Origin of the sequence: Micromonospora sp. WMMD961 (assembly GCF_029626145.1) — a bacterium.
Lineage (GTDB): Bacteria > Actinomycetota > Actinomycetes > Mycobacteriales > Micromonosporaceae > Micromonospora.
In genome coordinates, this window is record NZ_JARUBJ010000002.1 from 2,754,215 (window position 1) to 2,774,296 (window position 20,082).

General features: G+C 73.6%; 17 protein-coding genes and 1 pseudogene. 12 read left to right on the forward strand and 6 right to left on the reverse strand.

Translation table 11 applies throughout. The features are described from left to right. Positions 1–22: 22 nt before the first annotated feature. Positions 23–862: a peptidylprolyl isomerase gene (locus tag O7614_RS13025; protein WP_278138718.1), complete on the reverse strand. Its 840-nt coding sequence runs from the start codon at positions 860–862 to the stop codon at positions 23–25. Between the two features lie 60 nt (positions 863–922). Further along, the gene (locus tag O7614_RS13030) at positions 923–1,801 is read right to left on the reverse strand and encodes a peptidylprolyl isomerase (protein WP_278138719.1); all 879 of its coding nucleotides are present in this window, start codon (positions 1,799–1,801) and stop codon (positions 923–925) included. 272 nt (positions 1,802–2,073) lie between these two features. Between O7614_RS13030 and O7614_RS13035 the strand changes: the two genes are divergently transcribed. The 3 genes from O7614_RS13035 to O7614_RS13045 all read left to right on the forward strand — a co-directional run bounded on the left by O7614_RS13035 (position 2,074) and on the right by O7614_RS13045 (position 5,206). Then, a complete protein-coding gene (locus tag O7614_RS13035) occupies positions 2,074–2,793 on the forward strand; it encodes an MBL fold metallo-hydrolase (protein WP_278138720.1) in 720 nt (239 codons plus the stop codon). Positions 2,794–2,864: 71 nt separating this feature from the next. Beyond that, a complete protein-coding gene (hisS, locus tag O7614_RS13040; RefSeq protein WP_278138721.1) occupies positions 2,865–4,193 on the forward strand; it encodes a histidine--tRNA ligase in 1,329 nt (442 codons plus the stop codon). 71 nt (positions 4,194–4,264) lie between these two features. Further along, positions 4,265–5,206, forward strand: coding sequence for an acyl-ACP desaturase (locus tag O7614_RS13045; RefSeq protein ID WP_278138722.1), 942 nt, complete (start codon positions 4,265–4,267; stop codon positions 5,204–5,206). A 131-nt stretch (positions 5,207–5,337) separates the two neighbouring features. On the opposite strand, the gene O7614_RS13050 is transcribed toward O7614_RS13045, so the two are convergent. Further along, the gene (locus O7614_RS13050; RefSeq protein ID WP_278138723.1) at positions 5,338–5,844 is read right to left on the reverse strand and encodes a PaaI family thioesterase; all 507 of its coding nucleotides are present in this window, start codon (positions 5,842–5,844) and stop codon (positions 5,338–5,340) included. Positions 5,845–5,899: 55 nt separating this feature from the next. Here O7614_RS13050 and O7614_RS13055 point away from each other — a divergent pair, with 55 nt between their 5' ends. Together O7614_RS13055 and O7614_RS13060 are read left to right on the forward strand one after the other, a co-directional pair. Further along, on the forward strand, positions 5,900–6,376 hold the full coding sequence (locus O7614_RS13055; RefSeq protein WP_278138724.1) for a helix-turn-helix domain-containing protein: 477 nt from the start codon (positions 5,900–5,902) through the stop codon (positions 6,374–6,376). A gap of 345 nt (positions 6,377–6,721) precedes the next feature. Next, positions 6,722–7,768, forward strand: a complete 1,047-nt coding sequence (locus tag O7614_RS13060; protein ID WP_278138725.1) for a S1 family peptidase — start codon at positions 6,722–6,724, stop codon at positions 7,766–7,768. 87 nt (positions 7,769–7,855) lie between these two features. Here O7614_RS13060 and O7614_RS13065 read toward each other — a convergent pair whose 3' ends face one another. After that, entirely contained in the window at positions 7,856–8,479 is a 624-nt protein-coding gene (locus O7614_RS13065; protein WP_278138726.1) for a DUF998 domain-containing protein, read from the reverse strand. 120 nt (positions 8,480–8,599) lie between these two features. Next, a complete protein-coding gene (locus O7614_RS13070) occupies positions 8,600–9,334 on the reverse strand; it encodes a DUF998 domain-containing protein (protein ID WP_278138727.1) in 735 nt (244 codons plus the stop codon). A gap of 154 nt (positions 9,335–9,488) precedes the next feature. Between O7614_RS13070 and aspS the strand changes: the two genes are divergently transcribed. The 4 genes and pseudogenes from aspS to O7614_RS13090 all read left to right on the forward strand — a co-directional run bounded on the left by aspS (position 9,489) and on the right by O7614_RS13090 (position 14,178). Then, positions 9,489–11,294: an aspartate--tRNA ligase gene (gene aspS, locus O7614_RS13075; RefSeq protein WP_278138728.1), complete on the forward strand. Its 1,806-nt coding sequence runs from the start codon at positions 9,489–9,491 to the stop codon at positions 11,292–11,294. Between the two features lie 107 nt (positions 11,295–11,401). Next, positions 11,402–12,212 (forward strand): annotated as a pseudogene (locus tag O7614_RS13080) (sugar nucleotide-binding protein). Between the two features lie 65 nt (positions 12,213–12,277). Further along, the gene (locus O7614_RS13085; protein ID WP_278138729.1) at positions 12,278–12,895 is read left to right on the forward strand and encodes a helix-turn-helix domain-containing protein; all 618 of its coding nucleotides are present in this window, start codon (positions 12,278–12,280) and stop codon (positions 12,893–12,895) included. Further along, complete coding sequence (locus O7614_RS13090) at positions 12,892–14,178, forward strand: MFS transporter (RefSeq protein WP_278138730.1); 1,287 nt, start codon at positions 12,892–12,894, stop codon at positions 14,176–14,178. Before O7614_RS13085 ends, O7614_RS13090 begins: the two co-directional genes overlap by 4 nt. Positions 14,179–14,212: 34 nt before the next feature. Here the strand turns inward: O7614_RS13090 and O7614_RS13095 are convergent, their stop codons facing one another. Continuing rightward, positions 14,213–14,953 carry a GNAT family N-acetyltransferase gene (locus O7614_RS13095; RefSeq protein WP_278138731.1) on the reverse strand — a complete coding sequence of 247 codons (741 nt, stop codon included), beginning with the start codon at positions 14,951–14,953 and terminating at the stop codon, positions 14,213–14,215. Positions 14,954–15,092: 139 nt separating this feature from the next. Here O7614_RS13095 and O7614_RS13100 point away from each other — a divergent pair, with 139 nt between their 5' ends. The 3 genes from O7614_RS13100 to O7614_RS13110 all read left to right on the forward strand — a co-directional run bounded on the left by O7614_RS13100 (position 15,093) and on the right by O7614_RS13110 (position 19,953). After that, positions 15,093–15,305 carry a hypothetical protein gene (locus tag O7614_RS13100; protein WP_030488373.1) on the forward strand — a complete coding sequence of 71 codons (213 nt, stop codon included), beginning with the start codon at positions 15,093–15,095 and terminating at the stop codon, positions 15,303–15,305. Positions 15,306–15,379: 74 nt separating this feature from the next. After that, entirely contained in the window at positions 15,380–16,918 is a 1,539-nt protein-coding gene (locus O7614_RS13105) for a replication-associated recombination protein A (RefSeq protein ID WP_347404348.1), read from the forward strand. Between the two features lie 2,327 nt (positions 16,919–19,245). Continuing rightward, positions 19,246–19,953 (forward strand): hypothetical protein, encoded by a 708-nt coding sequence (locus tag O7614_RS13110; RefSeq protein WP_278142242.1) that lies wholly within the window; start codon positions 19,246–19,248, stop codon positions 19,951–19,953. Positions 19,954–20,082: the final 129 nt, after the last annotated feature.

The window sequence follows — 20,082 nt, forward strand, 5'->3', positions numbered from 1 at the left end:
GCGCTTCGTCGTGGCGCGGGTGTCAGCCCTGCGGGTTGCTCATCGTGAGGTCCTTGATGATGACCTCCTTCTTCGGGTGACCACCGCCGGCCTGCTGGGCGAACGCCCCGTCGTCACCGGCCTTGGCCACGTCCTTGACGATGTCCAGACCACCGGTGATGGTGCCGAGCACCGTGTACGCCGGGTCCAGCGGGGAGTCGCCGTAGACGATGAAGAACTGGCTGCCGGTGCTGCCCGGCTGGCCGGAGTTGGCCATCGCGATGACACCCTCCGGGTACGGAGGGCGCTTGTCGGTGGGCAGGTTCTCCTCGGGCATGCGGTAGCTCGGGCCGCCCTGGCCGTCGGTCTCCCGCCAGCCGTTGCCGGTGGCGCTGGGGTCGCCGCACTGCAACACCTTGATGCCCTCGGTCACCAGGCGGTGGCACTTGGTGTTGTCGAAGAAGTTCTTCTCCGCGAGGTAGGTGAAGCTGCCCGCCGTGCACGGCACCAGCGAACGGTCGACCTTGGCGGTGATCGGACCGAGGTTGGTGTCGATCGTCATGGTCTGCACACCGGTGCCGGACTGCTCGTTGCTCGGCACCCCGACGTCCTTGATCTGCGGCGGCCGCTGCTCCGTGGGAAGTGCGTTGAACACACACTCGGACGCCCCGGGCGCGGCGGTGTCGGTGGCGGGCTTGTCGTCGTCACCGCCCAGGCTCACCGCCAGCCAGACGGTGCCGGCGACCACGAGCACCAGCGCGACACCGGCGCTGATGATCGCCTGCGTCTGCCGGCGCTTGCGGGCCTTGGCCGAGCGCTCGGCCATCTCCTTCTCGAGCCGGGCGCGTGCCGCCGCGCGCTGCCGCTCTCTGGTGGACGTCACGCCTGGATCCTCCTGGCTGTCTGCTGCTGAGTGCCGAGTGGGGTGGGTGGTGGCGACCGGTCAGCCGGCGCTCGGGCTGCTGACCGGAGCGCCGCTGGCCGGCGGTGCCGCACCGGTGACCGGCTCACCGACCGTGAGGCTCTGGATCGTCACGTCGGTGCTGGGCTTGACCTTGGCCCCGGTCCCATTGTCCACGGTCGGGAGGGCGCCGATCTTCTCCACCACGTCCAGCCCGCCCGTCACCCGGCCGATCACCGGGAACTTCGGGTCGGTGGTGGTGAAGTCCTTGAAGAAGAGCAGGAACTGGCTGCCGTTGCTGCCCGGCGGGTTGGAGATCATCGCCACGGTGCCCTTCGGGTACGTCGGCGGTTGGTCGGGGGCCGGGCTGGCCGACGGGGACGCCGACGGCACGGTCGGCAGTTCCTCGTCGTAGAACGAGTAGGTCGGCCCACCGAGGCCGGTGCCGCTGGGGTCGCCGCAGCGCAACGCGCCCTCCGCGGTGATCTCGTGGCACTTGGTGTTGTCGTAGAACGACCGGCTCGCCAGGTGGGCGATGCTCGCCGCCGCGCACGGGGAGTTGGTCAGGCTCAGCTCGGCGGTGATCGGCGCGCCCTGGTTGGTCGTCACGGTCATCGTCCGGGTGCCGTCGGTGGGCAGGTCCTTGGTCGGCGGCGTGCCGACGTCCTTGAGGTTGGCGTTGGCCGTCGCGTCCTGCGGCGTCCAGATGCAGGTCTCCGCCGCGGCGGTGTTCTGCTCCGGCTCGGAGTCGAACGCCCCGAGCGCCCAGGCCGAGCCGGCCACGACCAGCACGAGGATCAGAGCGGCCCCGACTCCGGCCTGGATCTGCCGACGGCGCCGCGTGGCGGCGGCCCGGCGAGCCAACTGCCGGTCGAGCTTGGCCCGCGCCAGTTTGCGCTGCCGGTCCCTGCTGGAAGCCACCCGTGCTCCCCTTTCCTCTACCTGGTCGTCGCCGGCGGCCGGGCGTCCCGGCCCGTCCGGGCGTCACGTGTGTCGCGCCACACGCCCGCCAGAGTGTACGGCTAGCGACTGGGAATGTGGTGTACGAGGTTCCACCCCATCCCGAGCAGCGCTTACCGGGAGTTGTCACTGTGCCCGGCGGGGCCCCTGGGGCGGACGCCGACAAAGTCCATCGCCATGCCCGTTAGGCTGCTGGGCAGGACGACGACTGCTCGACGGAGAGGACAGCGCCCGTGCTCGTGGCCGGCTTTCCCGCGGACGCCTTCGGCACCAACTGCTACGTGGTCGCCACCGCGCCGGGGGAGCAGTGCGTGGTGGTCGACCCCGGCATCGGGGTGCTCGACCAGCTCGACGCGCTGCTCGCCGAGCACCGCCTGCACCCGGCCGCCGTGCTGCTCACCCACGGCCACCTCGACCACACCTTCTCGGTCGCGCCGGTCTGCGGCGCGCGGGGCATCACCGCCTACGTGCACCCCGGTGACCGGGAGATGCTGGCCGACCCGGCCAAGGGGCTCTCCAGCGACCTGACGTCGCTCTTCGGTGGCCGGCTGAGCTACACCGACCCGGAGGACGTGGCGGAGCTGACCGACGGCGCCACCCTCACCCTCGCCGGTCTGGAGATCGCCGTCGACCATGCCCCGGGCCATACCGGCGGGTCGGTGCTGTTCCGGCTACCGGGCGCCGGGTCGGGCTGGGAGGCTGACGAGTTGTGCCTCTCCGGTGACGTCCTCTTCGCCGGGTCGATCGGCCGCACCGACCTGCCGGGCGGAAGCATGCCAGCCATGCTCACCAGCCTGCGCGACAAGATCCTTCCGCTGGCCGACGACACGGTCGTGCTGCCCGGCCACGGGCCCGCCACCACCATCGGCCGCGAGCGCGTCAGCAACCCGTACCTCGTCGAGGTGGCGCAGGTCGGCGGCGGCCGACCGGCGGCGCCCACCCGGGGCCTCTAGACCTTCTCCGCGCCGCGCGCGGACCCACGACACCACCGCGCCGCGGGCGCGGCACCGCAAGGAGTACGCCGATGAGCAAGCCCACGCCCATCTCCGGGTTCCCGGAGTGGACCCCCGGCCAGCGGATGATCGAGCAGTTCGTGCTGGACCGGATCCGGGCCACCTTCGAGCTGTACGGCTTCGCGCCGCTGGAGACCCGCGCGGTGGAGCCGCTGGACCAGTTGCTGCGCAAGGGCGAGACCTCGAAGGAGGTCTACGTGATCCGGCGGTTGCACGCCGACGCGGAGGGCGCGGGCGGCGACGACCAGCTCGGCCTGCACTTCGACCTGACCGTGCCGTTCGCCCGGTACGTGCTGGAGAACGCCGGCAAGCTGGCCTTCCCGTTCCGTCGCTACCAGATCCAGAAGGTGTGGCGGGGTGAGCGGCCGCAGGAGGGCCGCTACCGGGAGTTCGTCCAGGCCGACATCGACATCGTCGACCGGGACACCCTGGCCCCGCACCACGAGGCGGAGATGCCCCTGGTCATCGGGGACGCGCTGCGGTCGTTGCCGATCCCGCCGGTGACGATCCAGGTGAACAACCGCAAGATCTGCGAGGGCTTCTACCGGGGCATCGGGCTGACCGACCCGGAGGCGGCGCTGCGCGCGGTCGACAAGCTCGACAAGATCGGCCCGGCGAAGGTGGCCGAGCTGTTGGCGCAGACAGCCGGGGCGAGCGAGGCGCAGGCCAAGGCGTGCCTGGCGCTGGCCGAGATCTCCGCTCCGGACGCCTCGTTCGCGGACGCCGTGCGCGCCCTCGGCGTGAGCGACCCGCTGCTCGACGAGGGCATCGACGAGCTGGTCCGGGTGGTGGAGACCGCCGCCGAGCACTCGCCCGGCCTCTGCGTCGCGGACCTGCGCATCGCCCGTGGTCTGGACTACTACACCGGCACCGTCTACGAGACGCAGCTGCGCGGCTACGAGCGGTTCGGCTCGATCTGCTCCGGCGGCCGGTACGACAACCTGGCCAGCGCGGGCGCCGTCTCGTACCCCGGGGTGGGGATCTCGATCGGGGTGACCCGGCTGCTCGGGCTGCTCTTCGGCGCGGGGGAGCTGTCGGTCTCCCGGGAGGTGCCGACCGCCGTGCTCGTCGCGGTGACCAACGAGGAGCAGCGGACGGCCAGCAACCGGGTCGCCGAGGCGTTGCGGCGGCGCGGCGTGCCGACCGAGGTGTCGCCGAGCGCCGCGAAGTTCGGTAAGCAGATCCGCTACGCCGAGCGGCGCGGCATCCCGTACGTCTGGTTCCCCGGTGTCGACTCAGCGCCCGACGAGGTGAAGGACATCCGCTCGGGTGAGCAGGTCACGGCCGGTGCGCAGGAGTGGATGCCACCTCTGGAGGACCTGAAGCCGACGGTCGGCTGAGTGTCTCCACTGGCGCTAACGGCCGCGGGGACCTACGGTAGCGTAAGTTACGCCACCGTAGGGAGTTTCTCGTGACCGTCAGCACCACACTGAGTCAGACCGCACTGCTCGTCGAGTTGGAGCCGGTGGTTGCCCGCAACCTGGACCGGCACCTCTCGCTGGCCAAGGAGTGGTTCCCGCACGAGTACGTGCCGTGGAGCGAGGGGCGCACCTTCGACGGGCCGCTCGGCGGCGAGGCGTGGTCACCGACCGACTCGACGATCCCGGACGTGGCCCGCACCGCGCTGATCGTGAACCTGCTGACCGAGGACAACCTGCCCTCGTACCACCACGAGATCGCCACCCTGTTCGGCCGTGACGGCGCGTGGGGCACCTGGGTGCACCGGTGGACCGCGGAGGAGGGCCGGCACGGGGTCGCGATCCGCGACTACCTGACCGTCACCCGCGCCGTCGACCCGGTGGCGTTGGAGCGGGCCCGGATGACGCACATGTCGGAGGGCTACACCAACGCCCACGGCGACGAGGTGCTGCACTCGCTGGCGTACGTCTCGTTCCAGGAGTTGGCCACCCGGATCTCGCACCGCAACACCGGCAAGGCCACCGGCGATCCCGCCTGCGAGGCGTTGTTGGCCCGGGTGGCCGCCGACGAGAACCTGCACATGGTCTTCTACCGCAACCTGCTCGCCGCCGCGTTCGAGCTGGCTCCGAGTCAGGCCATGCGCGCCGTCGCCGACGTGGTGGCCGACTTCCAGATGCCGGGCAGCGGCATCGACGGCTTCGCCCGCAAGTCCGTGGCGATCGCCCTGGCCGGCATCTACGACCTGCGCCAGCACCGCGACGAGGTGTTGCAGCCGGTGCTGCGTCAGTGGGACGTCTTCAACGTGACCGGCCTCGACGCCGACGGTGAAGCCGCCCGCGAGCAGCTCGCCGCCCAGCTGGCGAACCTGGACCGCGCCGCGAGCCGCTTCGAGGAGAAGCGCGACGCCCGAGCCTCCCGCCTAGCCCTCCGCTAACCCCAACCCCGCCCCCACCCCCACCCCCGGTCCCGCCCCGTTGATCATGAAGTTATTGCCACTCGCGTCGGCGTGTCATGGCGATAACTTCATGATCAACGCGTTTCCGGGGTGGGGTGGGGTGGGGTGGGTCAGGTTTGGGGGAGGAGGAGGCAGGTGCTGGTGGCGTGGGCTATCAGGCGGGCGTTCGCGTCGGTGATGCGGGCCTCGGCCAGAGCCGTGCGCCGGCCGCGTTGCAACACCGTTCCCTCGCAGCGCAGCGTGCCGCTCTCGACGGTGACCGGGCGCAGGAACTTCACGTTGAGATCCAGCGAGGTGTAGCCGACGCCGGCGGGCAGGGTGGTGTGCACGGCGCACCCGGCGGCGGTGTCCAGCAGGGTCGAGAGCACGCCGCCGTGGACGGTGCCGAGTGGGTTGTAGTGGAACTCCTGCGGGGTCAGCTCGACGACTACCCGACCCTCGTCGGCCTCCATCCGGGTCATGTCCAGAAGGTGCATCACCGGCGGCGCGGCCAGTTCGCCGGCGATCATCGCCCGGAGCATGTCGAGGCCGCCGCGTCGGCCGACCTGGGCCGCGTTGACCGACGGGTCCGCCCAGGTGAAGGTACGGCTGCGCGCTGGTTCCTGCGTCTGCGTCATGGACGCAGACTGGCAGCCGGTTGCTGAGTCTGTCAACGAGATCTAGCCTGGTCCGATGCGACCTCCGGCTCTGGACTGGTCAGTGGAGAACTGCACCATCGCCCGCGCGATGGAGGTCCTCGGTGAGCGGTGGACGCTCGTGGTCCTCCGCGAGGTGTTCACCGGCGTACGCCGCTTCGACGACATGCGGGTACGCACCGGCATTCCGCGCCAGGTGCTGACCAACCGGCTCGCCAGCCTGGTGGAGCAGGGCGTGCTGAGTCGCGAGCCGTACCGGGAGCCCGGCAGTCGGCTGCGTCACGAGTACCGGCTGACGGAGAAGGGGCTGGATCTGTGGCCCGTGCTGGTCGCCGTCCTGGGATGGGGTGACCGGTACCTCGCCGACGCGGAGGGCCCGCCGCTCAGCGTCACCCACCGCGACTGCGGGGCCGAGGTCCGCGCCGAGCTGCGCTGCGCCGACGGGCACGATGTCGCCCGGCCACGCGACGTGATGCCCAGCCCGGGTCCCGGCGCCCGTCGCCGCGTCCCCTGACGCCGCGCCCCGCACCCCTGGCCTAGGTAGGCCGTCCGTCGGCGGCGCTCATCGTCGGGCGCGCGGCGCGCGCGACCCCCGGCGCGGTTTCGCATCGATGACCGTGCGCGCCAAAGCAGACCGGATGTCGGTTGGGTGTGACGGTGCCTGTTCGCCAGCATGTCGGGGGTGTTGCGGCCAGGTGGCCGATCAAGGTCGGTGAATCCAGGCGAATTCAAGCCTTGTTAATGATCTTAAGTATGTGAATACTTCAGTCTCAGTCGGCCGGTTTCCCCAGATCGGCCGGGTTGCCCTCGGGTCAGCCGCCCCCGGCCAGACCCGCTCCCCCGCCCAGGAGGTTGTTACATGCGACCCACGAGGTCCTCATTCCGTGTTGCGGCTACAGTCGCCGTTTCCGGAACGCTGGTCGTCGGCACGCTCATCGGCGCGCCGGCTCAAGCCGCTCCCGCCGCGTCGCCCGACACCGCCGCCGCGATCTCCGCGGAACTCGGCGACCGCTCCGCCGGCTCGTACATCGATGCCAGCGGCAAGTCCGTCGTCACGGTGACCGACGCCGCCGCCGCCAGCAAGGCGAGCAAGGCCGGCGCCGTCGTCCGTTACGTCACCCGCGGCGCCGCCGAGCTCAACCGGGCCACCGCCGACCTGGAGCGCTCCGCCAAGATCCCGGGCACCGCCTGGTGGAGCGACCCGGTCACCAACCAGGTCGTCGTCTCCGTCGACAGCACCGTCACCGGTGCCAAGCTGGAGCGGGTCAAGGCCGCCGCCGCGCGGGCCAACGGCGCGGTCCGGGTCGAGGCCGAGGCCGGCGTGCTGAGCACCCGGATCTCCGGCGGCCAGGCCATCTACGCCGGCGGGGGCGGGCGCTGCTCGCTCGGCTTCAACGTGCGCAGTGGCAGCACCTACTACTTCCTGACGGCCGGGCACTGCACCAACATCTCGGCCAGCTGGTACTCGAACTCCGCCCAGACCGCGCTGCTCGGCACCCGTGCCGGCACCAGCTTCCCGGGCAACGACTACGGCATCGTGCGGCACAACAACTCGGCCAACGCCGCCGGCAACGTCTACCTCTACAACGGCAGCTACCGGGACATCACCGGCGCCGGCAACGCCTCCGTCGGCCAGTCGGTGCAGCGCTCCGGCAGCACCACCGGCCTGCGCAGCGGCTCGGTGAACGCGACCAACGCCACGGTGAACTACGCCGAGGGCTCGGTCTCCGGTCTGATCCGCACCAACGTCTGCGCCGAACCGGGCGACAGCGGCGGCTCGCTCTTCGCCGGCAGCACCGCGCTGGGCCTGACCTCCGGTGGTAGTGGCAACTGCCGCACCGGTGGCACTACCTACTTCCAGCCGGTCACCGAGGCGCTCAGCCGCTACGGCGTCAGCGTCTTCTGATCCACGCACCGCTCGCGGGCCGCCGGAACACTCCGGCGGCCCGCGTCGCGTTGACGGCCACCGAACCCCGCCGACACCGGACGACGGTCAGCCGGGCCCGGACGGCCCCGGTCGTCGCCGGGACACCAGCACGGCGGCCAGCGGTACGCCCGCCTCGGCGGCCGCCGCCAGCCGCTCGGTCAGCCCGATCCATGGACCGTCGGTGAAGAACTCGACGGCGAACCAGCCGACCAGCCCGAGGAGGACCACCGCCACCGCGAGCGCCAGCCCGCGTACGAGTGCCGGCGGGTGGCGGCGCTCCCGGTCGAGGGACGGCCTCGCGCGACGGGGAACCGCCAGGGCCGGCCAGACGGCCAACGCCCCGAACGCCACACCGGCGGCCACGGCGTGCGTCGTCGAGTCACCGTCCGGGTTCTGCGGGAACGCGACCAGGACCAGTGTCGCCAGCCCACCCAGCGCGAGCAGCGCTCGGCCCGCCGGCGCGGCGCTGACCAGGCCGAGAGCGGTCGTGAGGTGACAGAGACCCAGGCCGGCCAGCCCGAGCGTCATGATCCAGCGATGGTCCGCACCCGTGGCGGCCAGCGCGCTGATGGTCTGCCGCACCGGATCGAACCCGTCGGACCGGGCGGCCTGCGCCACTGTCCAGCCGCCGACGAGGAACAGCGGCGCGCCACCGGCCGACAGCAGGGTCCAACGGGGAACGGCGGGCATCGGGCGATCGTAGCGATGCGACCGGCGCGGTCCCCGGGACCCGCGCTCGGGCCGACCGGCCGTGTGCGGGGCCGCCCAGCGGAAGGCGGCGGCGACGAGGAGATCAGGCGGGGCGACGACTCACGGCAGCCGGTCGGGCCGCCCGGGAGCCGGCCCGTCGGGTGGCCCGAGCGGATCCGGGGGTACGACGCCGATCGTCGGCAGGTCCGGGCCGACGCGGACGGCGCCGCCGGTCGACCAGGCGAGGTGCGCCCGCCGGGCGGAGAGGACCGCCAGCAGCGGCCAGAGGGAGACCGCGACCGCCGTGACCCGCTCGGCCAGCCCGGTGCGGGATCCGCTGGTCACCTCGAACGCGCACCAGCCGAAGAGCGCGAGCAGCACGAGCGTGGCGCTCAGCCCCACCCCCCGGCGGAACGCCCAGGGCGGCTCCGGTCGGGTGGGGTGCCCGGCGTGGTGGCCGCGCGGCAGTCGCAGTGCCGAGCCGGCCGGCCAGAGCACCAGGGCGAGGACGGCCACCGTCGCCGCGATGCCGTGGCTGAGCGAGCCGCCGACCGGTGGCCGGGGAAAGGCGACCAGCGCGATGGTGGCCACCCCACCGATCGCGAGCAGGAAGCGGCTGGGCAGCCCGGCGGCGTGCAGGACGACGGCGACCGACAGGTAACAACAGCCGAGCAGCACCAGGGCCACCACCATGATCCAGGCGTCGGTGGCGTCCTGCCCGGCCAGCTCGCTGATGGTGTCCCGGACCGGGTCGTACCCGACGGGCTGCCGGGCCTCCGCCACCGTCCAACCGGCCACCAGCAGCACGGGTGCCGCCGCCGCCGTGGCGACGGCCCAGTTCGGTACGGGCCGCATTTCGCCACGTTAACCGGCGCGGCTGCCGGAGGGGTCCGGTTCGCCGGTCCACCCCACCAGCGAATCGTGCCGGCCTGCCGGGTGCCCGGAGGTGGGGCGGCCACCCCTGACAGAATGCCGGTGAGGACTGTTCCACGATGAGGAGTTGCCAGCCGTGATCCGTACCCACAATGCCGGAAGCCTGCGCGCCGCGGACGCCGGCTCGACGGTGACGCTCGCCGGCTGGGTGGCCCGCCGGCGCGACCACGGCGGGGTCATCTTCGTCGACCTGCGCGACGGTTCCGGTGTTGTCCAGGTGGTGTTCCGCGAGGAGGATGCGCACGCGCTGCGCAACGAGTTCTGCGTGAAGGTCGTCGGCGAGGTGACCCGCCGGCCGGACGGCAACGAGAACCCGGAGCTGCCCACCGGTGAGGTCGAGGTGACCGCCGCCGAGTTGGAGGTGCTCTCCGAGGCGGCTCCGCTGCCGCTGCCGGTGGACGACCAGATCGAGGCCGGCGACGACATCCGGCTCCGGTACCGCTACCTGGACCTGCGCCGCAGCGGCCCGGCGAACGCGCTGCGACTGCGCTCGCGGGCCAGCCAGCTCGCCCGGGGCGTGCTGCACGAGCGGGACTTCCTGGAGATCGAGACGCCGACGCTGACCCGCTCGACGCCCGAGGGTGCCCGCGACTTCCTGGTCCCGGTGCGACTCCAGCCAGGCAGCTGGTACGCGCTGCCGCAGTCGCCGCAGCTGTTCAAGCAGCTCCTGATGGTCGGCGGCATGGAGCGGTACTACCAGATCGCCCGCTGCTACCGCGACGAGGACTTCCGCGCCGACCGGCAGCCCGAGTTCACCCAGCTCGACATCGAGATGTCGTTCGTCACCGAGGACGACGTGATCGACCTCGGTGAGGCGATCGTCTCGGCGCTCTGGAAGGACCTGGCCGGTCACGAGATCAGCCAGCCGATCCCACGGATCACCTGGCACGACGCGATGGCCCGGTACGGCTCGGACAAGCCGGACCTGCGCTACGGCGTCGAGCTGACCGAGCTGACCGACTACCTGCGGGGCACCGAGTTCCGGGTCTTCGCCGGGGCGATCGACGCGGGCGGCTACGTCGGCGCGGTGGTGATGCCGGGCGGCGCGGCGCAGAGCCGCAAGGAGCTGGACGGCTGGCAGGACTGGGCCAAGGCGCGGGGCGCCCGGGGCCTGGCGTACGTGGTGCTGGACGCCGAGACCGGCGAGGCGCGCGGCCCGGTGGCGAAGAACCTGTCCGCCGAGCACCTGGGCGGGCTCGCCGACGCGGTCGGCGCCAAGCCGGGCGACGCGGTCTTCTTCGCCGCGAGCGCCACCACCCGCGAGGCGCAGGAGCTGCTCGGGGCGGCCCGCGTCGAGATCGCCAAGCGGGCCGGGCTTGTCGACGAGAGCGCCTGGGCGTTCTGCTGGGTGGTCGACGCGCCGATGTTCGAGCGCACCGACGAGGGCGGCTGGACGGCCGTGCACCACCCGTTCACCTCGCCGAACGCGGAGTGGGTGGACCGGTTCGAGGAGGCTCCGGACCGGGCCCTGGCGTACGCGTACGACATCGTTTGCAACGGCAACGAGATCGGCGGCGGGTCGATCCGTATCCACCGGGGCGACGTGCAGAAGCGGGTCTTCGACCTGCTCGGCATCACGCCCGAGGAGGCGCAGGACAAGTTCGGCTTCCTGCTGGAGGCGTTCAAGTACGGCGCCCCGCCGCACGGCGGCATCGCCTTCGGCTGGGACCGGGTCTGCATGCTGCTCGCCGGTGCGGACTCGATCCGCGAGGTCATCGCGTTCCCGAAGACCCGTGGTGGCTTCGACCCGCTGACCAGCGCCCCGACCCCGATCACCGCCCAGCAGCGGGCCGAGGCCGGCATCGACGCCAAGCCCAAGCCGGCGGCGGCGGCCCACACCGGCACCGCGGGCCCGGCCGCCCCGGTAGCCGACCCGGTCTGACCCGCAGCTCTCCCCTCTCGCCTTGTTGATCATGGGGTTGGCGGGCCCACGCGTTCGCGTGTCGCTCGTTAACCTCATGATCGACCTAGGCGGGGGAGTGGGCCGGGATGCGGGTGCTTGTTGTCGGGGGTAGTGGGTTTCTGGGGCGGGCGGCGTGTCGGCGGGGCGTTCGCGCTGGGTTCTCCATGGTCGGGACGTTTCACTCCGGTGAGCTCTCCGTGCGGGGCGTCGACGCGCGCCGGCTGGACGTGACCGACCGCGCCGCGGTGCGCGCCCTGGTCGCCGAGGTGCGCCCGGACGCCGTGGTCGCGACCCCCTACAGGTACGGGGACTGGGCGGTCACCGCCGACGGGGCCGCCAACGTGGCGGTCGCCGCCGCCGAGACGGGTGCCCGGCTGGTGCACGTGTCCAGTGACGCGCTGCACGCCGGCCGGCCCACGCCCTACGCCGACGACGATCCGCCCACTCCGGTGCACGCGTACGGTGCCGCGAAGGCCGCAGCCGAGACCGCCGTGCGGGCGATCGACCCCGGCGCGGCAGTGGTACGCACCTCGCTGATCCTGGGCGAGGGCAGCAAACAGATCCAGCTCTGCCGGGACGCGCTCGCCGGCCGGGCGGTCCTCTTCTCCGACGAGCTACGCTGCCCGGTCGACGTCATCGACCTCGCCGACGCCGTACTGGAGTTGGTCGTCTCCTCGTACGCCGGGCTGCTCAACGTGGCCGGTCCCGACGCGGTGAGCCGGGCCGAGCTGGGTCTGCTGGTCGCTGAGCGGTTCGGCCTGGACGCAGCCGGGCTCACGACCACCACCGGGGCCTCCACGGGACTGTCGCGCCCCCTCGACGTACGCCTGGACTCCGCGCGCGGCGGGCCTGCTGCGGACGCGTCTGCGTGGAGTGCGCGAACTACTGGCATCGTGAACCGCATGCACACTTCCTGTGCATAACTCTTGTGCATGAGAAGTGTGCAGAGATAGTGTGCAGTCATGGCGAACGACGAAGCGACCCTGCGGCCGACGCCGCGTGAGGTGCGGATCGACAAACGGCAGGTTCGGGTGCTGGCGCATCCGCTGCGGATGCGGCTGGTCGGGGCTCTGCGGGTGAACGGCCCCGCCACCGCCACCACCCTGGCGGAGCTGCTCGGCACCAACACCGGCGCGACCAGCTACCACCTGCGCCAACTCGCCGAGGTCGGGCTGGTCGTCGAGGATCCGGACCGGGGCAGCGGCCGGCAGCGCTGGTGGCGGGCCGCACACGACGTCACCAGCTGGGAGCCGAGCGACTTCGACGACGACCCCGATGCCCGGGCCGCGATCGAGTGGATCCAGGGCGCCCAGGTCCGCCTTCTGGTCGAACACGCCGACCGCTGGTTCGCCACCCAGCACGAGTGGTCCCCCGCGTGGCGGGACGCCTTCGGTATGGGCGACATCTTCATGACCATCCCGCCGGCCCGGCTGGAAGCCCTCAAGGCCGAGGTGTGGCAGGTGCTGGAGCGGTACCACCGGGAGGCCGAGCCGGTCGACACAGCCGAGCCCGCCGACCCGCAGGCCCGCCCGGTGCAGGTGTTCCTGGCGGCCTACCCGCTGCTGGACGGCCCCCGATGAGCGCGCTGACCGTACGCCAGGTGCGGCATCGCTACCTCACCCTCTACGGCCTGCGCTGGTTGCCCACGGGTCTGATGATCCCGGTCATGATCCTGCTGATGCAGGAGCGCGGCCTGTCGCTGCCGCAGATCGGCTTGGTCTTCACCGCACAGGGCCTGCTGGTCCTGGCGCTGGAACTGCCCACCGGCGGTTTCGCCGACGCCCTCGGTCGCCGTCCGGTGCTGATCGTCGCCGGGGCGCTCAGCCTGGTCTCGTTGTCGTTGTTCGCGGTGGCCGACTCGTTCTGGATGTTCTTCCTGGTCTACGCCGTGCAGGGCGTCTACCGGGCGCTGGACAGCGGCCCGCTGGAGTCCTGGTACGTCGATGCCACGCTGGCCGCCGACCCGACCGCCGAGTACGAGCGGGGCCTCGGGCACGCGGGCGCCGTCTCCGGCGCGGCGATCGGTGGCGGCGCGCTGCTCAGCGGTGGCCTGGTCGCACTGGGCCCGATGGGGCCGATCAGCGCGCTCACCGTGCCCGTGCTGGCCGCGATCGTCGCGCAGGCGGCCGCGCTGCTCACGTTGCTCGCCCTGCTTGTCGAGCAGCGGCCGGCCACCGGGTTCGCGGCCGTACGGGCCTCGGTGGTGCAGGCGCCCCGGATGATCGGCCAGGCCGTCGGGCTGCTGCGTCGTTCCCGGGTGCTGCTGGCGCTGGTGGCCGTCGAGCTGTTCTGGGGCTTCGGCATGGTCACCTTCGAGTCGCTGCTGCCGGTACGACTCGCCGAGGTGATCGGCGACCCGGAACGTGCCGCCGCGCTGCTCGGACCGGCGAACTCGGCCGCCTGGCTCGCCTCGGCCGCCGGCGCGGCGCTGACCCCGCTGCTGCTGCGCTGGTTCGGCGCGGCACCCAGTGCGGCCCTGCTGCGCATTCTCCAGGGCGTGACGGTGGTCGGGATGGGACTGTTCGCCGGGCCGGTCGGCGTGCTGGTGGCGTACCTGGCCTGCTACGCCGTGCACGGCGCGTCCAACCCGCTGCACACTGGCCTGCTGCACCGGCAGGTCGACGGCCCGTACCGGACCAGTGTGCTCTCGCTGAACTCGATGATGGCGCAGCCGGCCGCCGCGCTCGGCGGGGTGGTGCTGACCGCGCTGGCCGCCGCCATCAGCGTCAGTGCCGCGATGGTGGTCGGCGCGGTGGTGCTGGCCGTCGCCGCGCCGCTCTACCTACCCGCCTGGCTAGCTGGCCGTCGGGCCGCCCCGGCCGTCGAGCCGACAGCGGTTCCGGTTCCGGCCGCCGACCGTTAGCGAAGACCCCTCGCCTGACCGGCCGGACCGCCGGTCAGGCGAGGCGGATCGAGCTGAGTGGGAGGGTGCTGGTGAAGCCGAGCCGACGATAGAGCCGCGCCGCACCGACGTTGTGCGTGTAGACACCGAGGCCCACTGTGTCGTGGCGCGCCAGCAGCGCCCGGGTCATTCCGGCGGTCAGGGACGCGCCCAGCCCCCGCCCCCGCTGGTCGGGGGCGACGGTCAGCCCGGCGAGGAAACCGATGTCGCCCTGGCTGCGGTCCGCGCCGCAGGCCACCAACCGGTCGCCGGCCCGGATGCCGTACCAGTCGACCACCCGGGGGTCGCCGGGGCGGGAGGTGCTGCTGGGGAACGACTCCCGCACCAGCGCCGCCAGCGCCGGCTGGTCGGCGTCGGTGAGGCGCTCCACCGGCTGCTCGTCCGGCTGGACCGGCGGCGGCTCGTCGGTCCAGTGGAAGTCCCAGTCGCTCTGCTCGGCCACCACCAGCCGGTCGACCAGCAGACCGCGACCGTGCCGGGGCAGGTGCAGCCGGTGCCCCGGGCGCAGCGTGCCGTCGGCGAGGAGAGCCGCGCAGATCTCCAGCGCCGGTTCGGCCGGGCCGATCGCGCAGCCGGCCGGTCCGTGCTCGGGCGGCACCAGCCACAGCACGGCACCACCGCGCTGGTATCCGCGCGCCGGCGCGGCCCGGCCGAGCGCGTGCCGGGCGAACGGGTGGTGGCCGACAGCGGCCAGGATGGCGCCTCGTCCCAGGAGCACCTGGTCGTCGATGATCATCGGGTCAGCCTAGGAGCCGGTGGCGGAACGCCCACGCCGGCCTGGGGCGAAGCGGGCCATATCCATCGTGGAGATTGGCGAGCCGACCGATTGGGTACATCACGCGCCGACCTACTGGGAACCCCCACCGGAGGACCACATGCTCGCCATTCTTGCGGCCATCGTCTTTGGCTTCGCCCTGCTGCTCGACCTGCTCAACACAGACTTCGGAGCACCGGACCTGTTCAACTGGAACACTCTCGTGCTCATCGGGCTCCTCCTGCTCTCGCTCTACCTGGGCGGCGTGGGCAGCGGCCCGCGCGGCGGTGGCGGCGGCCGCTGGTACCGGGGCCGGCGCCCCGGTCGTGGCTGACCGGAACCGATCACCGATGGCGGGCCCCCGGCGCGATTCCGGCGTCGTGGGCCCGGCCCGGTACTGTCTTCGTGATGGAGTCCGACGCCCTCTTCTCCCTCGGTGAACCCGCCGGGTCGCGCAGCGCGCCCGACGGTCCCGCCGGTGTCGACGGCTTCACCGCGGTGGCCGACGACTCCCCCCTGCCCGTCCGGATGCGCCCGGCGAGCCTCGACGAGCTGGTCGGGCAGGAGCACCTGCTCGCCCCCGGCGCACCCCTGCGGCAACTCGTCTCCGGCGGAGCTCCGATGTCGGTGATCCTCTGGGGCCCGCCGGGCAGCGGCAAGACCACCATCGCGCATCTGGTGGCCGGGGCCACCGACCGTCGCTTCGTCGCCATGTCGGCGCTCTCCGCCGGCGTGAAGGACGTGCGGGCGGTGATCGAGACGGCCCGCCGCCAGCGTCGCTCGGGCGGCCCGCAGACCGTGCTCTTCATCGACGAGGCGCACCGGTTCAGCAAGACCCAACAGGATTCGCTGCTCGCCGCCGTCGAGGACCGTACGGTCACGTTGCTGGCGGCCACCACCGAGAACCCGTACTTCTCGGTCATCTCTCCGCTGCTGTCGCGGTGCGTGCTGCTCACCCTGCAACCGTTGGACGACGAGGCGGTGCGCGGCCTGCTGCGTCGCGCGGTCGCCGACAAGCGCGGCCTCGACGCCGCGCTCACCCTGACCATCGAGGCCGAGGACCACCTCGTCCGGCTCGCCGCCGGTGACGTCCGCAAGGCGCTCACCGCGCTGGAGGCCGCGGCGGCCTCCGCCACGGCCCTCGGCACCGGCCGGATCGACCTGGCCACGGCCGAGCAGGCGGTCGACGTGGCCGCGGTGCGCTACGACCGCGACGGCGACGCCCACTACGACGTCGTCAGTGCCTTCATCAAGAGCATGCGTGGCTCGGACGTCGACGCCGCCGTGCACTGGTTGGCGCGCATGCTGGTCGCCGGCGAGGACGCCCGGTTCATCGCCCGCCGCCTGGTCATCTTCGCCAGCGAGGACGTGGGCATGGCCGACCCCGGGGCGTTGAGCGTCGCCACCGCCGCCGCGCACGCGGTCGAGTACGTCGGGCTGCCCGAAGCGCAGCTCAACCTGGCTCAGGCGGTGATCCACCTGGCCACCGCCCCCAAGTCGAACTCGGCCACCACCGCCATCGGGGCCGCGATCGCCGACGTCCGGGCCGGTCGTGGTGGCTCAGTGCCACGAGGGCTGCGCGACGCGCACTACGCCGGAGCCCGGGGGTTGGGTCACGGGACCGGCTACCGCTACCCGCACGACGACCAGCGCGGCGTGGTCACCCAGCAGTACGTCCCGGACGACCTGGTGGGCACCGACTACTACCAGCCCAGCCCACACGGCGCGGAGCGGGCGGTGGCCGGCCGGCTGCCCCTGCTGCGCCGGATCGTGCGTGGTCTGCCGGCCCCGGCCACCCGTGCGGACACTCCGACAGCCGAGCCGCCTGTAACGGCACAGACCGCGTCGGCGCTTCCCGCCGAGACCGGTCGCCCGGCGACCGACACGGGCACCCCCGGCACGACGCAGGACAGCGGCACCGACGCCGCAGGAGAGGGTCAACAGTGAAATCGCGTGGTGGGGACCGCCCGGACGAGGGCCCGGACGAGCGGCGCGAACCCCGCGCCAAGGCTCGTCGCTGGGGTCGGGGTCGGGCGGCGGAGACCGAGCCGGAGGAGCCGGTCGCCGGCGAGGAGTTCGGCTGGATCGACGACCTGCGCTCGGCCAAGCAGCAACGCACCGAGCTGGGCCCGGACGGTGCCCCGGCAGAGCCGAACCGCCCCACCGGGGGTGCGCGCGCCGGCGTGCCGGCGCTGCCGGAGGTTCCGGCACCGCCCGCGCCCCGGCAGAGCGACACGGGCGGTGCCGGCCCGCGTCGACCCGTCGACGGCCCCTGGCCGGGGGAGACGCCGCCGACCGGCCGCCGCCCGGACGACCGGCCCAGCCCCGGCGCTCCCGCCTCGGGCCAACCGACACGTCGCGGTGTGCAGCCGGCTACCGGTGCGCGCGCCGCCGTACCCCCGTCACCACCCACCGCCCGACCGGCCGGCGGTGACCCGGGCGTGCACCCGACTCCCGACGGGCCCGGCGGCCGTGCTCGCCCCGCAGCGACTCCGCCTGGCCCCCCCGTGGGCCATCCGACCTCCGGCGCCCCGACCGGCCGCCGCGCCGAAGCCGCCGCGCCGGGTGGTCGTCGTCCAGACCCCGCCGCGCCAGGGGGCCGTCCGGACGCCGTGCCCCCGCTGCGCCGTCCGGACGCCGTCCCACCGGGCCGCCGGCCGGGCCCCGAGTCCGTCGAGCCCGGCCGTGTACGCCCGCCGACCGACGGCACCCCCACCGGTCGCCGTCCCGGCCCGGCACCCGATCCGGCGCGTCCGGCTGGTCCGCCCGCCGCCGGCGTGGCGCGGTTCGACGGCGCGCCGGCCGGCGTCGTCCCACCGGCCGCGGACGGCCTGCGGCCCGACCCCGCCGTCGAGCATGACGCCCGTACCGCGCGGCGTCGGCCAGGCCCGGTCGACCCCGGGGCGCCCGAGCCGACCGGCCGCCGTGCCGCCGAGCCCGCCCGCCCGGCGGGCGGCGGCCGGCGCCGTGCCGCCGAGCCCGACGAGCCGGTGGTGCCCCGCTCGGGCAACGCGCCGTCGGTGCCCGCGGCCTCCGGGGGCCACAGTGGCGCGACGCCCACGGTCGTCCCGGCCGACGGCACCGGTCGCCGCCGCCGGGCCGCCTCCGACGAGCCGGAGCGGCGTACGCCGGCCGGCGGCGAATCTCGGGCGGACCGCCCGGAGCGGCCCGCCGACTGGCTGCGCCAGGCCGGCCGCCTACCGCACACCGACCCGGGTCTGCCGGTCGTCAACCGCCGAGCGGCCACCTCGCCGCCCTCGGGTCGGCGACCCGAGGCGCCGACCGGCACCGGGGACATCGTCGACCAGTCGTCCGGTCGGCTCGGCGTACCGGACCCGGCCGCGGAGCGACCCGCCGGCCGCCGGTCCGCCGGCCCGCCGGCCGACCCGGGGGCGGAGGCGACGACCGGCCGTCGTGCCGTTCGCCCGGAATCGTCAGGTTCCACCGGCGAACAGGCGCTGCCCTATCCGCCGTCGCCCGGCGACCGACCCGGCCGGGGTCGAGGTGCCGCGGCGTCCCCACCGGATCTGACCGGCCGGCGTGGTCGTGCGGCCGCCGGGCCCGGTCCGGACGGGGCGCCCGCGCCGGATCCGATCGCCCGGCGTCGTCGTCCGTCGGCCGAGTCCGGCCCCGACGGCCCGGCTGGTCCGGGTCGACCCGGACCTCGCGGCGACGAACCGTACGCCGCTGGACGACCCACACCCGGCGGCGGTCCCGCCGCACCGGGTCGGGGCGCTGCCCGCTCCACCCCACCCGGACGGGTCCGGCCCGGCCCGGGGGAGGCGCCGGCCCCGGGTGCCGGGCGTGGCGGCACCGATGGCCCACCCCGCCCCGGCGCGGAGGCTCGCGGCGCGGCCCGTCCGGAGGGTCCGGCTCGTGCCGCGGTGCCTCCGGGTGTGGACGGCCCGCCGGGTCCGCGTCCCGAGGGCTCTGCTCGTGGCGCGGTGCCGCCCGGTGTGGACCGCTCACCGCGTCCGCGTCCGGAGGGTCCGGCGCGTGCCGCCGTCCGCCCGCCGGGCGCCGCTCAGCCGCCCCTCGCCGACGACCGGGGCAGTGGTGCGCCGATCGGCCGACCCGCCCCCTCCGACCGGGCCGCCGGGCGCGCCCTGCCACCGAATCGGGAGCCCGGCCGCGCCGAGCCGAGCGGCGTCGCCCCGGTGCCGCCACCGGGCCGCCCGGGCGATCCCGTCGGGGTAGCCCGTGCCGCCGCCGTGGTGCCGTCCCCGTCCGGGCCGGCGGAACGGCCCGCATCGGAGCCGGTCGGCGGCCCCGCGCTGCGTCCTGGCGACCAGGGCTCGCCCGGTGACGCCGACGCGGCGGGCGCCCGGTCCGAGGCACGCCGGGAGTCGCGGGAACGGCGGCGCCTGCGGGCGGCGGTGCTGGCGCTGGTCAGCGTCGTGCTGCTCGGTGCGGTGCCGCTCTTCTTCGGCATCCGCACGTTGAGCCGTGATCCGGTCTTCGACAACCTGGACAAGCTCGACGTGCCGGGTTGGGCGGCCGCGAAGACGGTCGACGACGTCAGCGGCAGCCGGTGGTGTCTGCTCGACTGCCGGCTGCGGGAACGCACCGTCACCTCGGATAAGGCACCGGCGGAGACGGCACAGGCCTACGAGAACGCGTTGCGGCAGGACGGCTGGCAGCCGTGGAAGGTGAGCCGTTGCCCGGAGCAGGAGACGAAGGGCAGCTACACCTGTTGGCGGCGCGACGAGTTGACGCTCGACCTGTGGGTCCGCGAGCCGACCTGCGTGCCGCCGCCGGTCGACGGCGAGCCGGCCGTCGTGCCGTCTGTCGATCCGTCGGCCGATCCGTCGGCCGCTGCGACCGAGTGCACCGGCTCGTTGGTGTCGGTGAAGGTGCGTAACGCGATCGACGACGAGCGGACCAGGCCACAGCCGACCACCGACCCGTCACTGACCGGAGAGGATCCGTTCCCGACGGTCAGCGGCGATCCGCTGGGTGAGCTGACACCCTCACCGTCGTGAGCCGGGCTCCATCACGGACGGTAGGGTCTGGGGCTGGCGGGCACGCCCGCTACCGATGACCGCCGACGGCGTGGCGGCCGGTACGGGTGCGATGGTTGTGCGTTCCGGGGACGTCGGGTCCTGCGGAAC

Bases quoted from the DNA above. Each gene is read 5' to 3' on its own strand.
- O7614_RS13050 (WP_278138723.1), bottom strand. From the start codon at position 5,844: ATGACGCAGACGCAGGAACCAGCGCGCAGCCGTACCTTCACCTGGGCG.
- O7614_RS13070 (WP_278138727.1), bottom strand. From the start codon at position 9,334: ATGCGGCCCGTACCGAACTGGGCCGTCGCCACGGCGGCGGCGGCACCC.
- O7614_RS13055 (WP_278138724.1), top strand. From the start codon at position 5,900: ATGCGACCTCCGGCTCTGGACTGGTCAGTGGAGAACTGCACCATCGCC.
- O7614_RS13065 (WP_278138726.1), bottom strand. From the start codon at position 8,479: ATGCCCGCCGTTCCCCGTTGGACCCTGCTGTCGGCCGGTGGCGCGCCG.
- O7614_RS13095 (WP_278138731.1), bottom strand. From the start codon at position 14,953: ATGATCATCGACGACCAGGTGCTCCTGGGACGAGGCGCCATCCTGGCC.
- O7614_RS13105 (WP_347404348.1), top strand. From the start codon at position 15,380: ATGGAGTCCGACGCCCTCTTCTCCCTCGGTGAACCCGCCGGGTCGCGC.
- O7614_RS13100 (WP_030488373.1), top strand. From the start codon at position 15,093: ATGCTCGCCATTCTTGCGGCCATCGTCTTTGGCTTCGCCCTGCTGCTC.
- O7614_RS13085 (WP_278138729.1), top strand. From the start codon at position 12,278: ATGGCGAACGACGAAGCGACCCTGCGGCCGACGCCGCGTGAGGTGCGG.
- O7614_RS13090 (WP_278138730.1), top strand. From the start codon at position 12,892: ATGAGCGCGCTGACCGTACGCCAGGTGCGGCATCGCTACCTCACCCTC.
- hisS (WP_278138721.1), top strand. From the start codon at position 2,865: ATGAGCAAGCCCACGCCCATCTCCGGGTTCCCGGAGTGGACCCCCGGC.
- O7614_RS13060 (WP_278138725.1), top strand. From the start codon at position 6,722: ATGCGACCCACGAGGTCCTCATTCCGTGTTGCGGCTACAGTCGCCGTT.